We start from the raw sequence: 15,781 nt of genomic DNA on the forward strand, positions 1-15,781 counted from the left end.
ATTTACGACTCGTGATAAAAATTAATATTTTCAATTTGTAGTTTGAGCGAATCTTTAATTAATTTTTTTAACCCGTCTCCAATAACTAATCTAAAAGGAGGGGTCTTTGAATCAACCAGATCAAGCATAGGTTGAACCGCGTTTTCAGTTTTAGAAAGAGGCAAACGAGGCCAGAACTTTTCTATGAATTCTTTTTTTGTTGGATAACTCGTATCGTAATCAGGACTAACTGATGATTTATCAATCCAATCAGTGGCATGAGGACCAGGCTCTACAATTGATGTTTTAATTCCGGTATTTTGTATTTCTAGATTTAACGATTCAATTAAACTTTCAATTGCAGATTTTGATGCGTTATAAAGACCTATACCAGGAAAATTTACTAAACCCGCAATACTCGAAGTTTGGATAATGTGCCCATGTTTTTGCTGTTTCATAATTGGAAGCACTTCCTGAATAACACGTAGTGAACCAAAAAAATTTGTTTCAAATACGTTATGGCTGTCCTGTTCTGTTGCAGTTTCAACAGGGCTAAAGAGACCATAACCAGCATTGTTAATTAGTACATCGATTTTTTTAAATAATTTAATGCCTTCCTTTACAGCTTTTTTGATTGATGCTTCACTAGTAACATCCATCTGAACTGAAATGAAATTTGAGGAATATTCTTGTTTAAGTACATCTAAATTATTAATATTTCTTGCAGCACCAATTACCAAATCACCTTGAGCCAGAGCAGATTTTGCCCAAGCGAAACCCAAACCACGAGATGCTCCCGTGATTAACCATTCTTTTTTCATGAAATGAATTCCTCATAAACAATGGCTGCATAATGAAGCACCCATTGTTTCAAATTCTTAAGATATTTTTTTATTCAAACTTTGAAGTATCGGTAGCACAAACACGGAGTCGATGACCATCGGGATCATTTCCTACAAATGTGTATCCGAAATCGAGCATTTGGGGTTCAAGTTCAATTTTGACGTTTAGTTCCTTCCATGTCGCATAAATCTCATCTACATCATTTTTTGTTACATCACTAAATGACAACTCAAAACCACCATAATGATTGGGTGCCTTTGGAGTTATTTCATCAGCCCCTTGTAGCCCCAAAATAAAATTATCATTCAATAAAAATACAGCGAAGCCAGGATAAGTTTCAATAGGTGGGCGCCCTAGTATTTTTGTGTAAAATTCAGTACTAGTATCGACATCTTTGACATAAACAATAACGCTATTAGGTTTAAACATTTTTTGTTTCCTCTTAGTGATAAAAATTAATTTACTTAATTTTGATTATCTATATTATGATGTAGCATTGATGACAACTGTATGTCATATTTAAAATTTAATGTAAATTATTTTGTAAATATAAAGCATGAAAATTAATCGTATAATTACTATCATTATGGTATTGCTTCAAAGAGAAAAAATAAGCGGTAAAGAATTAGCAGAAAAATTAAATGTATCATTGCGTACTATTTATCGAGATATACAAGTTATTGAGGGCGCTGGTATACCCATTATTACGTATCAAGGAAGTGCGGGTGGAATAAGTATTTTAAAAAATTATAAAGTTAATAAAGGTTTATTCACTAAAGAAGATGTCGTTGTTTTATTAAAAGGCCTCAACTTATTATCCTCACCAGTTTTAAAAGAAAGTGAAAATTTAAGAACACTTGAAAAAATTAAGAGTCTTTTATCAGAACAAGAACTTGATGAAGTTACAAATAACTTAAATCAACTTATTGTTGATATATCGCCTTGGTTTTCCAAACAAAATATTAATAAAAAAATTTCCATTATAAGACTGGCACTGAATGAGCAACTACTTTTATCGTTTGATTATTTGAATGTTAAAAATAAACAAGCCTCGCGTTTGATTGAGCCATATAAACTTATTTTTAAGGAAAAACAATGGTATTTACAAGCTTTTTGCCTAAATAGAAATGATTTTCGTATATTTAAATTGTCAAAGATGTCAAACATTAGAGAAACTAATACTAAATTTATTAGTCAGACATCTCCTGAAGTATTTTCTTTATTCGAAAAGGATATGAAAAAAAAGATTTTTAAAATAAAATTACTAATAGATGAATCTCTTTTGGATCGCATTTTAGATTTTTGTGACAAAAAAGATATTAAGAAATTAAACGAACAACAATATCTTGTAAATTTTAACTTTATTGATGATGACTACAGTTATGGAATTTTGCTGAGCTTAGGTCATAAATGTATTTGTTTAGAGCCTGAGCATATACGTCACGAAATGGTTGAGCGAGCGGAAAAATTAGTTAAATCTTATAAAAAATCTGCCAATTCATTTATGTCAAATTATTCTATCAAATAACTTGTCAATAAATAGCCTCGTACCATAAAATGGTAAGGCAAGGTCTAGTAAATAAGTGGTTATTGTAATTTGAGTCCTTGGAAGTCCATAACAGTCCATTAAGTACCACAAAACACTAGTCCAAAAATTAGTCCAAAAGGTTAGCAAAAGCAATATAGATATCTGGATAATTCTTTTATATACAACAAGTTATAAAGATGGATTCGAACCTCGTTTCCCGCTCCAATATAACTTCCATAAAAGTCACAACAAAGTGTGAAAATATAGTAATTTCCATATATGAGATTTTTTTCTCAAATATAGAACTCATTAATCCAATATCTTCCGTGAATATTTAGTCCAAAAACCATTTATTGTTATAAAGATATTTTTTTAAGCACTTAGTCTAAATGTTTGTAAATACCCCCAAACCTAGTACACAATTCACGTAGAAAATTAAGCTGCCTGTTTTAATGTTTTATATTCGATCGGCGTCATATTATTTAGTGCTTCATGAGGCCTTTCGGTGTTATAAATCGTTAACCATTCTTCGGTTATTCTCCTTGCTTGCGCTAGGTTGTTAAAAAGATATAAATCTAACACTTCAGTTCGATAAGTCCGATTAAATCGTTCAATGTAACCATTTTGATAAGGGCTACCGGGCTTGGATATAATCAATGGCTATATCATGTGATTTAGCCCAGTTTATCTAAGTAACGGGCAACTCTTCCTGCTGGTAAGCTTACTGCAATATCAATACCTAACGCCTCACGAATAAAGTCATCGATGACATTGAATGTCCTGATTACAGCTACTGTCACTCATAAAATCCATTGACCAGCATTCACCTGTTTTTTGAGGATTGACAACTTTTCTGGTGTTTGAGGTAGAATATGTTTTTACGATTTATTCTTAGGTTAAATTTTAACTCACAATATAATCGAAAATACTTTTATGACCTATGCATAGGATACGATAAAAATATTTAGGAAAGCTCGTGCGTAAGCGTTTTTCAGTTATACACTCAATGTTGAAATAATCATCGAGTCATATGATAATAGTGAGCACAGAGACCTAAATCCACAATGGCGTAGCTCATGATAATTGTAAAAGAATAATTTTTACAGTCGCTATGTCCAATATTAAAGTTCGTTGCTTCAATTTCCTTTAACCGTTTTATATTGGATACTTCCATACTGCCGTATTTTCTAGCCACTGATTATGGCAAAGCTCTTTTATGGTAACGCCAACTTCAACTTCTTTTAACATAGTTACAATTTTGTTTTAAGTAATTTTTAGACGGCAATCACTAATTTTTACATCGAACTTGATACGCTTAAATTTGCAATATTGCATAACATAATAGAAATGAGTTATCGCAGTCAAAGTGAAAATCTTATAAATGGTCCAATTTTTAGAGTAAAATATGCACGATAAATAGAATTATATTTTTACTTTGTTTTATATTTAGTCATACAAAATAGATGCACATTTATTATAAATTAAACAAAATTCATACCGATTTTATATAAATTATTACCCGTTTCGATACAGAAGTTTCTATTGATTCTGCATTTGGAATTGTAGTTCAACATATTTTGTTTAGCTTGGAGAAAGGAAATGTATTTATTAGAAATGGCACCAAAATTTTTATTAGCTTTAATTATTTTACTTGTTTATGTGAAGTTATCGGGCAAAAGCCAAATAGCACCAATGTCACAGCTTGATCAGGTCGGTAGTATGGTCATTGGTGCGCTAGTTGGGGGTGCCTTACTTAGCCCAACAGTATCTTCTTGGGAATCGGCTGGATTAGTGGCTATTTGGGCTGGCTTACTTGTTTTAATTCGATTTATCAAATCTAAAAACTCACGTTTACGCGATGCTATAGATGGCGAACCAATCCAACTTGTTAAAAATGGGCATTTAATAACGGATAATTTTGTTAAAGCCAACTTACCAGTAAGGGATTTTGAAACCTTAGTCAATATACAAGGCATAGCTTCTTTTGATGAGTTAAAAGAGGTTTGGTATGAATTAAATGGTTCGTTAACTGTTATCAAAAAAGGTGATAAAGATATTGCCGTGCTAATCATCGAAAATGGCGGTATTAGCCATGACAATTTAGAACAACTTAAAAAAGATGAAAATTGGGTTAAACAAGAGATTGCAAAACAAGGTTATGAAAAATTAGAAGATATTTTTTGTGCTGAATGGTTTGATAATAAATTAATTGTTTATCCTTATGACGCTGTTCGTGAAGGTAAGAAATAACTATTGTTTGTATCTTAGGGTGGATAATAATCCACCCATCTTTTAGCTCAATTGGTTAAAAATGTATCTTCAAATTAACGTAGTTGGCTATCTTTGCTGCCACGACGATTATATAGACTTGATGTTTTAGCTAATTGTTTATCGATTTCTTGTTGGCAAGACAAACAATATTGTACGCCAGGCAATGCTGATCTTCTGGCTTTTGCAATAGGCTCTCCACATTCAATACAAAAATGAGCACTAATTGTACCGTGATTGAGTTGTCTTCTTGCGTTTTCGATGGCATCAGCAATAGTACCTTCGATTTGTTGGTTAACGGCATCGTCAGACGCCCATCCACTTGCCATAAATGAATCCTTCTATAACTGAAATAGTTGGCTAATGATATGGTGTTTTTTTAAACATTTTCAAGTAGTATGCTAATTTAAATCAGTGCATTTTAGTGTTAATGATTATGTCGAAGTTAAGCAATAAATAGAAGAATTGTTTAACATATTAAGTGGGAGGTTATTATGCAACAATATGAACAAGCAACATTTGCTGGTGGTTGTTTTTGGTGTATGGTTAAACCCTTTGATAAGTATGAAGGGGTTATTAGTGTTGCGGTAGGATATACTGGGGGGAATGTAATCAATCCAACTTATCAACAAGTCTGCTCAGGCACAACAGGTCATACTGAAGCGGTACAAATTACGTTTGACCCAAAAGTCATTAGTTATAAAAAATTGCTTGAAATTTTTTGGAAACAAATTGATCCAACTGATTCACAAGGGCAATTTGCTGATCGAGGTGATTCTTATCGTCCTGTTATTTTTTATCATAATGAATATCAACATAAACTAGCATTAGCGTCTAAACAAGCATTACAAGATAGTAAGAAGTTTAATAAGCCTATAGGTGTCGCTATCGAGCCTGCAGTTGCCTTTTACCTAGCTGAGGATTATCACCAACATTATTATACAAAACAACCCCAGCATTATAATAAATATTATCAATTATCAGGACGATCAAAGTTTTTAGCACAGCATTGGCAAAAATAAAGAGGCAATTGAATTATGCAAAACTATCCGCAATATAGTTGTAAACAAAAATAGATTCATTAGTTAACATTGATACTGATTGTATTAACGTTTTTATTAGCGTCGCTTGACGTAACGTTGTCGCATTATTTGGGTGGCATGTTTGCTATTTATTTATTTCATAAATCTTTTTACGTGTTGATATTTGTAATAACCTTGTGGCGTTTTTTTAATTATTGTGCCTCTGTCTGGGTACTTAATCAGTAGTCGGTCACTGAATTTTTTCATATTACACATAAATTCAGCTTATATTTATTATCAATATCACTTATTTTACATATAGCTGAAGTCTTATATCATTATTTTTGGATTAAAGATAAAGTATTGCAATCGATTTTGAGCCGTAATTAATTTTTATTATTTAAAGTGAACAATATTTAATGATGAAGGTGACTTATGAATAAAATAATGAAAGAAAATGCACTATCCATATTAACACCTATGCAATATCATGTAACTCAAAAAAATGGAACAGAACCACCGTTCGAAAATGAATTTAACGACAACCATGAGGAAGGAATATATGTTGATATCGTGTCTGGTGAGCCGCTATTTACATCGATAGATAAATTCGATTCAGGGTGTGGCTGGCCTAGTTTTAGCAAACCGATAGAAAAGGGCAATATTGTTGAAAAAAAGGATACCAGTTTTGGTATGCGACGTATTGAAGTGCGATCAGTGGAAGCTGATTCTCATCTTGGGCATGTCTTTAATGATGGTCCAAAAGAATTAGGTGGATTACGTTATTGTATTAACTCGGCTTCTTTACGATTTATACCTAAAGAGGAACTGGAAGACGCGGGTTATGGGCAGTACTTAAACCTGTTTGATAAATAATAAAAAAACACAAACAGCATAACCGTTGCAATAAAAAAATCCTATCATCTAAATCAGATGATAGGATAAAATTTTAAAAGACTTAGTTTTTTCGTTTAAATAAAATATAGCTAGTCAATAAAAATATGAAACTGGTTATTAGTGATCCAATAACAGGGTAAATACCAATAACAATACTTACTTGAGCAAATAAATTGTCGGCAATATAAAATAAGAAGCCAAAGCTAATTCCTATCACCACACGAATCCCCATTGATACACTACGTAATGGACCAAAAATAAACGACGATGCTAACAACATCATTACTGCAACTGAAATTGGTTTAATAACCTTTTTCCAAAATAGCAAATCATAATACCTAGTATCTTGCCCAGAATTTTTTAGATATTGCGAATACTCATAAAGCCCAGAAGCCGACAATGAATCAGGGTCAAATGCAACAATATTTAATTTATCAGGGGTAATATTTGTTTTCCAAGGCATGGATAACATATTAATGCCCACTACTTTTTTATTGGGCGCTATCAGCTCATTTTTTTTAACTTGCGACAATGTCCAAGTATTATTTTCATACACTCCATAAGCGGCATAGGTAATGGATTGAAGTTCATTTTTGTCAACCGAATAAATATAAACATTTGAAATCGAATTATCATTATTTATATGTTCAATAAAAACATAATCATTACCATCTTTAGCCCATATACTACCTTGTTCAGCCATTAACGAATTACCATAAAGTTTCTCAGAACGCATATTGCGTGCAGTCTGTTCACTAACGGGAGCAATCCATTCGCCAACTGCCATTGTAATTAATACAAGTGGTAAAGCTGTTTTCATTACCGCAAATGCAATTTTAAAACGGCTAAAACCGGATGTCTCCATCACAATTAATTCACTGCGTGACGCTAACAAACCTAAACCAATCAAAGCGCCTAATAACGCCGCCATCGGGAAGAATACTTCTAAATCTTTTGGTACCATCAAAAGCGTATACATACCGACAGAAAACGCATCATAATCAACTTTAATTCTTCGAAGCTGATCAATAAAACGGATAATACCTGACAAACTAATAAGTAAAAAAAGACTAACACCAGTGGTGCTTAAAATAGTTTTACCGATATAACGATCTAAAATCGAGAACACGTTTTTCTCCTTAAGATGCCAAATATTTTAGGCGAAGTTTACGCATAAATAGATTATCCCAACAATTCAATATAATCGCTAATACAAAAAATCCTAAATTCAATATATAAAACCACAATTCGGGATCTAACCGACTTTTACCTGCATTAGCCTTAATTGAACTGGCTGATAAAAAGTAAACTAAATAGATTACTAAAGCTGGTAAAACTTGCGCCAGGCGCCCTTGGCGTGGGTTTGACACGCTCAGTGGAATAACTAAAAAAGCCATTAATGGCACTGAAATAATTAATGTTATACGCCAATAAAATTCTGCAGTAGCTTTAGGTGTATTAGTGTTAAGAATTTCTAATACTCCCAGTTGCTGAACATCGACTTTATCGGCATCCTCGTTAGTATTTAACTCTTTGGGTTTTATGATACCTAAATAATTATGAAAGTTTGAAATTCTAAAATCTTTTAATTGTGCTGTGCCTTCATAACGATTAGCATTTTCAAGTGTAATAATTTGGTTACCTTCGTTATCGTGTCCAGTCTTACCTTTATTAGCAATAATAATAGAAGGTCGTTGATTTGCTTTTGGATTGATTTGAGCAATAAAGACATTTTCTAAATTGTTATTATCCACATTACCAATGTAAATAACTGAATTGCCATCTGGCGTTTGTTGGAATTGTCCTGCTAATAATCCAGCTAAACTAGGATTGATCTTAGCATTAGCAACCAACTGATCTTGCTTAACGTTAGACCAAGGACCAAACCAAAGTGAATTCATTACGGTTAATATGCTAGTTAAAATGCATAGAAAAAATACTACTTGATAAGTTAAGTTTTTCTTAACACCACATGCATGCATTGCTACCATTTCACTATCAGAATAAAGTCGCCCGAAAGTAACAAGTACACCAAGAAAAAGGCTCAGCGGCAAAATAAGATCGGCCATATTTGATACGCCTAAAACTAGTAACGGCATAATTAATTCACGAGGGATTGAACCATCGATTGCGCTCGACAAAATTCTAATTAATTTTTGAGAAAAGAAAATCAGCAACAAAATAAATAAAATTGCCCCTTGGGTTTTCAATGTCTCTTTCACTAAATATCGACGAATTATCACATCTTACCTTTACATGTTGGCACAAAACAGATCTATTATAATCTGATTTGTTTCGTTTTAGTTATCTTTTTGTTGCTATCCAACAATGAACCGATAGAATATAAATTATTTCTAACAATTCACAAACGAGAAACACTATGGATTTTCAAATAAAAAACAGCGCTATTATAACTAAACAAAAAACAGAATGTTTAGTTGTTTCAATTGATTCAGGAAAAAAACAGTCTGATTTTGTCAAAGATATCGATAAATCAACCAATGGTTTAGTTAGCCAGCTTATCAAATCAGGTGATATAAGTTGCGAACTAGGTAAAACTACCTTGCTATATTCAAATAACAATTTAAAACAAAAACTTTTATTTGTTGGTTGTGGCAAAGCAAAAACATTTGGATCCGTTCAGGCTAAAACCGTTATTAAAGCGGTAATAAAAGAACTACTAGCTAAAAAAGTTAAAAATATTGCATGGGATCTATTAGCATTCAATGAAGTAACTAGCCTTGAAATAGCCAAACAACTGCCGCAAATTATTAGCGATATAACTTATCGGTTTGATGACTTTAAAACAACTAAAGATCCTGTACCAAGCCTAACTAAAGTGACATTATTAATTCATGATAAAGAAGCGTTATCAGCATTAACTGATCACTTGTTACAAGGGCAAATTATTGCTAATGCTATTACTGCAACAAAAACAATTGCCAATATGCCGCCAAATATTTGTAACGCAAAATACTTAGCCGAACAAGGTAAACAACTAGGCAAACTGCATTCATCATTAAAAGTAACCTGCCTTGGCGAAAGCGAATTGGCAAAATTAAACATGAACGCCTACTTGGCAGTAGGGCGGGGCTCGCAAAACGAATCAATCATGACCATTATTGAATACAACGGTGCTAAAGATAAAAAAGCTCAGCCGTATGTTTTAGTCGGCAAGGGACTAACCTTTGATTCAGGAGGAATATCTATCAAACCATCTGCAGGCATGGACGAAATGAAATACGATATGTGCGGTGCGGCAACCGTTTATGGTGTTATGCAGGCTATGGCAGAGTTAAAATTACCTATTAACGTTGTTGGAGTCATGGCGGGTTGTGAAAACATGCCTGACGGCAACAGCTACCGTCCTGGCGACATATTGACAACCATGTCAGGCACTACAGTTGAAGTGATTAACACTGATGCTGAAGGTCGTTTAGTTTTATGTGATGCTTTAACATATGTAGAACGTTACAATCCAAAAACTGTTATTGATATTGCAACTTTAACCGGCGCTTGTATCGTTGCATTGGGACATCACTATACTGGAGTAATGGGTAATAACGACAAATTAATTGCACAATTGATCTCATCATCCAACAAAGCAGGCGACAAAGCATGGGTGCTACCGATTGATAGTGAATTCCAAGAACAAATCAAATCAACTTGTGCTGATATTGTTAATGCTGGTGGCCGAGATGGCGGCACCATTACTGCGGCATGCTTCTTATCACGTTTTACCGAAAAATATCAATGGGCACATCTAGATATTGCTGGCACAGCGTGGAGATCTGGTGGGAAAAAAGGTGCAACAGGTCGTCCAGTTGCCATGTTGATTCAATATCTACTAGATCAATAAATCGAGCTAAGATTTTATGAAAAAAGTGATCTTCTATTTACTTGAAAACCAAACAGAAGCTAACGAGTCTGGCGTGCTTTTTTATGAAAAACTAGCATGCCAAAAAATAATTGAAGCATGGCATGCCAATCAGCGTGTGCAAGTTGCTTGTCAAGATCAGGCTCAAGCAGAACGAATAGACGAGTACCTATGGCAACTCGAAACCGACAATTTTGTTCCGCATAATTTGGCCGGTGAAGGTATGAAAGGGGGATCACCTGTTGAAATTAGCTGGCCACAAAAACGCAGTAGCGGCACACGTCAGCTACTTATTAATTTACAAGAACAATTTCCTGAATTTGCAGGTGTTTATCGTGATATTATCGATTTTGTGCCAGTTGATGAGCAGTTAAAGTCATTAGCAAGGGAACGGTACAGGTTGTATAAAGAGGCAGGATTTAATCTTAAAACGATTTCAATTAATTGCGAATAATATTAGGGAAGTTTTTTTTAATAGTGAAATCTGCGCATTATCCAAAAACTCAAAATTCACGCCAACCCTTTTTTTATTGACAAGTAAAAATTAATGAAAAACAATAAATTAAAATCATCTTGTAGAAAAGGGTATTTTAAAGTAAAAAACCTGTTTTGCTTTTGTAAAACTATGTTTATAGTATATCTGCTTCTAGATTAACGCCGTATAGGCGGTTTAGAAAAAATGGAGATATACAAAGTAATAAAATAAATAGATTAACGCCGTATAGGCGGTTTAGAAAAATGCTCTTTTTAGTTGTGCTTTCTTATATATTCCCTTTTATAATTTGTTAGGTATGTTTTGGTTAGCACTATTACACTTCTATTTTTTAATAGCAAATTTAGGTTTTCTCAAGCTAAATTTTGTTGATTAATATTGCATCGATTATTGACTGTATCAAGACTATTTTGCCAGTTTATGATATAATTAGAGCCAAATTCAATGGCAATGAGTTATGGTGATTATGAGTTATCAAGTTCTGGCACGCAAATGGCGACCAAAATCATTTTCTGAGGTTGTGGGGCAGCAACATGTCCTTAAAATTTTGTCTAATGCACTTTCGCTAGGGCGAGTTCATCATGCTTATTTGTTTTCAGGCACTCGAGGCGTAGGTAAAACGTCAATTGCGCGTTTGTTAGCAAAAGGACTGAATTGTGAAACTGGCATTACAGCTACACCATGTGGAGTTTGTGATAATTGTCGTGATATTGAACAAGGTCGTTTTGTTGATTTACTTGAAATTGATGCTGCATCTCGTACCAAGGTCGAAGACACTCGTGAAATACTTGATAACATCCAATATTTACCAACTAAAGGGCGCTTTAAGGTTTATTTGATTGATGAAGTGCATATGTTATCGCGCAGTAGCTTTAATGCACTTCTTAAAACTCTAGAGGAGCCACCTGAGCATGTTAAGTTTTTATTGGCAACTACAGATCCGCAAAAATTACCTATAACGATTTTATCACGTTGTTTGCATTTGCATTTAAATGTATTAGATACAACATTAATTGGTCAGCAACTTGAACATATTTTGAAATTAGAGCAAATCAGCAGCGATCCGAAAGCCATTGGGTTATTAGCTAAAGCCGCTAATGGTAGTATGCGTGATGCGCTGAGCTTAACCGATCAAGCGATTGCTCTTGGTAATGGTAAGGTCGATGCAGAATCAGTGTCGGTTATGCTTGGTACACTTGATAAGTCGGTTCCTTTTGCAATTGTTGAAGCATTACACAATAGTGATGGTAATGCCTTAATGCAACAAGTTGAAATAGCTGCTATACAGAGCGCTGATTGGGATAATCTGTTAGCTGAAACCATTACCTTATTGCATCAAATTGCGTTATTACAAGTAGTGCCAACTGCTTTGGGTGATTATACTGATAATGAAGAGCGCATACGTTTTTTAGCGCAATATATGGCGCCTAACGATGTGCAGTTGTTTTATCAAATTTTGCTAATGGGTCGTAAAGAGCTTTCTTTTTCGCCTGATAAAAAAATTGGTGTCGAGATGAGTTTTTTACGCGCTTTAGCCTTTATGCCAAAGGTGGTTGATGCTGTTACACCACCAGTTATGGCTAGTTCGGCATCTGTTCAAGGCAATAAGCAGACTCAAACTCAAAAGCAAACTAAAGAGCCGCCTAATACCCAATCGCAATCACAAGCAGTAATGCATGCGAATGTATCAAGGCAAGCAGAAGCTAATAATCAGGCTGTAAATCAAACTAAAAAACAATCTCGAATTCAGCAATCTGATCCTATACTTGCAACAGTGAGCCAGCCAGTTAATCATACCGAACAGAATACACCGCAACCAGTGGTAAGTTCGCCATTAACAAATGAGCAAAGTCAGCACCACGACTTAAACGATTTAACTGTTTTGTCTTCAAAAACAGCTTCAACATCTAAAGCTAAACCAGTAACGGCGGATCTAACGATTCCTGATGATGTGTCGTCGGTGACTAAAAGTGTTTTAGAAATGCGTATGCAGTTGATGAAAGAGGAACAAAATCCAAAAAAGTCTGAATCGGTTGATGCAAATCAACCACAAAATTTAATAATAAACAAATCATTAACACGAATTAAACAGAGCGTTGTGTCAGTAAACAATATCGATAACAACGATAACGGCAATAGCAAAGAAGAAATTACCGCTGAAAATTATCGATGGCAAGCCAGTGGTCTAATTGCAATGAAGGAAGAATTGCTGGTCGATACTAAGGCTTTTCGTGAGTCACTAAATGGTGATAAAACTCCTGAAATGACTAAGAAATTAATTACCGAAATGGCGCAAAAAGATGCCTGGTGTGCCGAGATTGAGCAATTAGATTTACCGCCGTTAATTAAGCAAATCGTAGTTAATTCAGCTTTTGAACAAGTAGATAGTGGAACGATTGTGTTGCATTTGCGTTCAACCGTTAAGCATTTAATTAATTCGGTATCGAATGTGATCAAGGTAAAAAAAGCGCTATGCAAACATCGTAACCAAGAGCTTGATGTAGATATTATTATTGATGATGTGAATTATAAAACACCAGTTGAAATGCGCGAAGAGTTATACCAAGAAAAACTTGCGCAAGCGAAGATAGCCATTGCCGAAGATTCAAAAGTGGCTACAATTTGTCGATATTTTGATGCTAAGATTGATGAAGCCAGTATTCGTCCTGTATAATGCGGACTATATTTTTTAATGAGGAATTATTATGTTTTCAGGTGGAAAAGGTGGTTTGGGCAATTTAATGAAACAAGCCCAACAAATGCAAGCTAAAATGCAACAAGCACAAGAGGAGATCGCTAAATTAGAAGTTACTGGCGAATCAGGTGCTGGCTTAGTTAAAGTCACTATTAATGGTACTCACAGCTGTAAGCGCGTTGAAATTGATCCATCGCTTATGGCTGATGATGATAAAGAGATGTTAGAAGATCTTATTGCTGCGGCTTATAATGATGCGGCTCGCCGTTTAGATGAAGCACAAAAAGAAAGAATGGCTCAGGTTACTGGTGGTATGCAATTACCACCAGGTTTTAAAATGCCGTTTTAAGTTAACGCACTAATTTAGTTAGTTAAACTTTTTATATTGCCGACTTTGAGTATCAAGTCGGCAATATTGTTTTTTTATTGCCTGTCTATTTATACAGTTTTTCTTTATTATTTTTTTGCTATCGGGTAAACTACACCTTATTATTTGCTTATTTGTTATGCTTTATTATTAAGGATATATTGTGATTGGTCGTTTACGTGGTACCATTATTGAAAAGCAACCTCCTAAAGTCTTGATAGAAGTCGGTGGCATCGGTTACGATGTGTTTATGCCGATGACCTGTTTTTATGAATTACCCGAAAATGGACGAGAAGTCATTGTGTTAACACATTTCTCCGTGCGTGAAGATGCCCAAATCCTGTATGGTTTTAATCAAGAACAAGAGCGTGAATTGTTTCGAGAACTCATTAAAGTTAATGGAGTTGGTCCTAAGTTGGCGTTAGCCATTTTATCGGGCATGTCAGCAGCACAATTCATTAGTGCTGTTGAACAAGGTGAAATTAAAACACTAGTTAAATTGCCCGGCGTAGGTAATAAAACTGCACAACGATTAATTGTTGAAATGAAAGATCGCCTTAAACATTTTGGTGAGCAATCATCAAATGTTAGCTTGGTTTCTGATGTAGATAGTGTTCAAAAGTCAGCTAATCAAATTGAAAGCGAGGCTGTTTCAGCTTTAATTGCATTAGGCTATAAACCACAAGAAGCTAGCCGTATTATTAATAAAGTAATTAATCCTGATATGGATTGCGAAACGCTGATTCGTGAAGCCTTAAAATCAGCATTATAAATAGAGATTTATTATGATTGAAGCGGATCGTTTGATTGCACCACAAGCGCAAAAGGAAGAAGAGTCATTAGATCGTGCAATTCGTCCAAAATATTTAGACGAATACATTGGTCAACCGCAAGTTCGTGAGCAAATGAAGATATTTATTCAAGCCGCTAAACAACGCAGTGATGCACTTGATCATGTGCTTATTTTTGGCCCTCCTGGGCTTGGAAAAACCACATTGGCTAATATTGTCGCAAACGAAATGAATGTTAATTTACGCACTACATCAGGACCTGTTTTAGAAAAAGCTGGCGATTTAGCCGCCATGCTGACTAATCTAGATCCAAACGATGTGCTGTTTATTGATGAGATTCATCGGCTTTCACCTGTGGTTGAAGAAATTTTATATCCAGCTATGGAAGATTATCAATTAGATATTATGATTGGTGAAGGGCCTGCAGCACGTTCAATCAAAATCGATCTTCCCCCCTTTACATTAATAGGTGCAACAACCCGTGCAGGATCGTTAACTTCACCATTGCGAGATCGTTTTGGTATTGTACAACGACTTGAGTTTTATCGGGTTGAGGATTTGGAATATATTGTTAGCCGTAGCGCTAAATTTTTGGGAATGGATCTGTCAGACGAAGGTGCGCATTTAATTGCCCAACGTTCACGCGGTACCCCCCGAATTGCAAATCGACTTTTGCGCCGTGTGCGCGATTATGCCGATGTAAAATCAAAAGGTGTTATCGACAAAAAAATTGCTACTCAAGCGCTAGATATGCTTGATGTTGATAATGAAGGTTTTGATTATATGGATCGCAAATTATTACTGGCTATTATAGAAAAATTTATGGGTGGTCCTGTTGGTTTAGATAACATTGCCGCGGCAATTGGTGAAGAGCGTGAAACGATCGAAGATGTACTTGAACCTTTTTTAATTCAGCAAGGTTATATCCAAAGAACGCCACGCGGTAGAATTGCTACACCTCATGCGTATCACCATTTTGGGATTATTCAGGATAATTGAACAGTTAAAATTATACTAGTTT

General features: G+C 34.6%; 15 protein-coding genes and 1 pseudogene. 10 read left to right on the plus strand and 6 right to left on the minus strand.

The genetic code is table 11. The annotated features are described in order from the left end of the window. Window positions 1-2: 2 nt before the first annotated feature. Window positions 3-800: an SDR family NAD(P)-dependent oxidoreductase gene (locus tag A9G43_RS09150; RefSeq protein WP_065608484.1), complete on the minus strand. Its 798-nt coding sequence runs from the start codon at window positions 798-800 to the stop codon at window positions 3-5. 70 nt (window positions 801-870) lie between these two features. Then, on the minus strand, window positions 871-1,251 hold the full coding sequence (locus A9G43_RS09155) for a VOC family protein (RefSeq protein ID WP_065580414.1): 381 nt from the start codon (window positions 1,249-1,251) through the stop codon (window positions 871-873). 127 nt (window positions 1,252-1,378) lie between these two features. Between A9G43_RS09155 and A9G43_RS09160 the strand changes: the two genes are divergently transcribed. Then, the gene (locus A9G43_RS09160; protein ID WP_065608486.1) at window positions 1,379-2,350 is read left to right on the plus strand and encodes a helix-turn-helix transcriptional regulator; all 972 of its coding nucleotides are present in this window, start codon (window positions 1,379-1,381) and stop codon (window positions 2,348-2,350) included. Window positions 2,351-2,785: 435 nt separating this feature from the next. Here the strand turns inward: A9G43_RS09160 and A9G43_RS11290 are convergent. Then, a pseudogene (locus tag A9G43_RS11290) lies at window positions 2,786-3,169 on the minus strand (integrase core domain-containing protein); the annotation flags it as partial. 780 nt (window positions 3,170-3,949) lie between these two features. Between A9G43_RS11290 and A9G43_RS09165 the strand changes: the two are divergent. Further along, window positions 3,950-4,600 (plus strand): DUF421 domain-containing protein, encoded by a 651-nt coding sequence (locus A9G43_RS09165; RefSeq protein ID WP_034912801.1) that lies wholly within the window; start codon window positions 3,950-3,952, stop codon window positions 4,598-4,600. Window positions 4,601-4,674: 74 nt separating this feature from the next. Here the strand turns inward: A9G43_RS09165 and A9G43_RS09170 are convergent, their stop codons facing one another. Further along, entirely contained in the window at window positions 4,675-4,947 is a 273-nt protein-coding gene (locus A9G43_RS09170; RefSeq protein WP_065608488.1) for a DksA/TraR family C4-type zinc finger protein, read from the minus strand. A 165-nt stretch (window positions 4,948-5,112) separates the two neighbouring features. Here A9G43_RS09170 and msrA point away from each other — a divergent pair, with 165 nt between their 5' ends. Together msrA and msrB are read left to right on the plus strand one after the other, a co-directional pair. Next, window positions 5,113-5,640, plus strand: coding sequence for a peptide-methionine (S)-S-oxide reductase MsrA (msrA, locus tag A9G43_RS09175; protein WP_065608490.1), 528 nt, complete (start codon window positions 5,113-5,115; stop codon window positions 5,638-5,640). 447 nt (window positions 5,641-6,087) lie between these two features. Further along, window positions 6,088-6,516, plus strand: a complete 429-nt coding sequence (msrB, locus tag A9G43_RS09180) for a peptide-methionine (R)-S-oxide reductase MsrB (protein ID WP_065608572.1) — start codon at window positions 6,088-6,090, stop codon at window positions 6,514-6,516. Between the two features lie 82 nt (window positions 6,517-6,598). On the opposite strand, the gene lptG is transcribed toward msrB, so the two are convergent. Continuing rightward, window positions 6,599-7,666 (minus strand): LPS export ABC transporter permease LptG, encoded by a 1,068-nt coding sequence (gene lptG / locus A9G43_RS09185; RefSeq protein WP_065608492.1) that lies wholly within the window; start codon window positions 7,664-7,666, stop codon window positions 6,599-6,601. Window positions 7,667-7,676: 10 nt separating this feature from the next. Beyond that, window positions 7,677-8,780, minus strand: coding sequence for an LPS export ABC transporter permease LptF (lptF, locus tag A9G43_RS09190; RefSeq protein WP_065608494.1), 1,104 nt, complete (start codon window positions 8,778-8,780; stop codon window positions 7,677-7,679). A 137-nt stretch (window positions 8,781-8,917) separates the two neighbouring features. On the opposite strand from lptF, the gene A9G43_RS09195 reads away from it, so the two are divergent. From A9G43_RS09195 to ruvB, 6 genes are all read left to right on the plus strand, one after another. Then, window positions 8,918-10,396, plus strand: coding sequence for a leucyl aminopeptidase (locus A9G43_RS09195; protein ID WP_065608496.1), 1,479 nt, complete (start codon window positions 8,918-8,920; stop codon window positions 10,394-10,396). 16 nt (window positions 10,397-10,412) lie between these two features. Then, a complete protein-coding gene (locus A9G43_RS09200; RefSeq protein ID WP_065561173.1) occupies window positions 10,413-10,868 on the plus strand; it encodes a DNA polymerase III subunit chi in 456 nt (151 codons plus the stop codon). A 505-nt stretch (window positions 10,869-11,373) separates the two neighbouring features. After that, window positions 11,374-13,581 (plus strand): DNA polymerase III subunit gamma/tau, encoded by a 2,208-nt coding sequence (dnaX, locus tag A9G43_RS09205; RefSeq protein WP_065608574.1) that lies wholly within the window; start codon window positions 11,374-11,376, stop codon window positions 13,579-13,581. A gap of 31 nt (window positions 13,582-13,612) precedes the next feature. Further along, window positions 13,613-13,951, plus strand: coding sequence for a YbaB/EbfC family nucleoid-associated protein (locus A9G43_RS09210; RefSeq protein ID WP_065561174.1), 339 nt, complete (start codon window positions 13,613-13,615; stop codon window positions 13,949-13,951). Between the two features lie 181 nt (window positions 13,952-14,132). After that, window positions 14,133-14,741 carry a Holliday junction branch migration protein RuvA gene (ruvA, locus tag A9G43_RS09215; protein ID WP_065589753.1) on the plus strand — a complete coding sequence of 203 codons (609 nt, stop codon included), beginning with the start codon at window positions 14,133-14,135 and terminating at the stop codon, window positions 14,739-14,741. A gap of 13 nt (window positions 14,742-14,754) precedes the next feature. Then, window positions 14,755-15,759, plus strand: a complete 1,005-nt coding sequence (gene ruvB, locus A9G43_RS09220) for a Holliday junction branch migration DNA helicase RuvB (protein ID WP_065608498.1) — start codon at window positions 14,755-14,757, stop codon at window positions 15,757-15,759. Window positions 15,760-15,781 lie beyond the last annotated feature (22 nt).

It is taken from the genome of Gilliamella sp. Occ3-1 (genome assembly GCF_001690655.1).
Taxonomy (GTDB): Bacteria; Pseudomonadota; Gammaproteobacteria; order Enterobacterales; family Orbaceae; genus Gilliamella; species Gilliamella apicola_P.

What these genes read in the sequence shown, in the direction of transcription:
- A9G43_RS09150 (WP_065608484.1), bottom strand. Translation starts at nt 800, where the DNA reads ATGAAAAAAGAATGGTTAATCACGGGAGCATCTCGTGGTTTGGGTTTC.
- A9G43_RS09155 (WP_065580414.1), bottom strand. Translation starts at nt 1,251, where the DNA reads ATGTTTAAACCTAATAGCGTTATTGTTTATGTCAAAGATGTCGATACT.
- A9G43_RS09160 (WP_065608486.1), top strand. Translation starts at nt 1,379, where the DNA reads ATGAAAATTAATCGTATAATTACTATCATTATGGTATTGCTTCAAAGA.
- A9G43_RS09165 (WP_034912801.1), top strand. Translation starts at nt 3,950, where the DNA reads ATGTATTTATTAGAAATGGCACCAAAATTTTTATTAGCTTTAATTATT.
- A9G43_RS09170 (WP_065608488.1), bottom strand. Translation starts at nt 4,947, where the DNA reads ATGGCAAGTGGATGGGCGTCTGACGATGCCGTTAACCAACAAATCGAA.
- msrA (WP_065608490.1), top strand. Translation starts at nt 5,113, where the DNA reads ATGCAACAATATGAACAAGCAACATTTGCTGGTGGTTGTTTTTGGTGT.
- msrB (WP_065608572.1), top strand. Translation starts at nt 6,088, where the DNA reads ATGAAAGAAAATGCACTATCCATATTAACACCTATGCAATATCATGTA.
- A9G43_RS09195 (WP_065608496.1), top strand. Translation starts at nt 8,918, where the DNA reads ATGGATTTTCAAATAAAAAACAGCGCTATTATAACTAAACAAAAAACA.
- A9G43_RS09200 (WP_065561173.1), top strand. Translation starts at nt 10,413, where the DNA reads ATGAAAAAAGTGATCTTCTATTTACTTGAAAACCAAACAGAAGCTAAC.
- dnaX (WP_065608574.1), top strand. Translation starts at nt 11,374, where the DNA reads ATGAGTTATCAAGTTCTGGCACGCAAATGGCGACCAAAATCATTTTCT.
- A9G43_RS09210 (WP_065561174.1), top strand. Translation starts at nt 13,613, where the DNA reads ATGTTTTCAGGTGGAAAAGGTGGTTTGGGCAATTTAATGAAACAAGCC.
- ruvB (WP_065608498.1), top strand. Translation starts at nt 14,755, where the DNA reads ATGATTGAAGCGGATCGTTTGATTGCACCACAAGCGCAAAAGGAAGAA.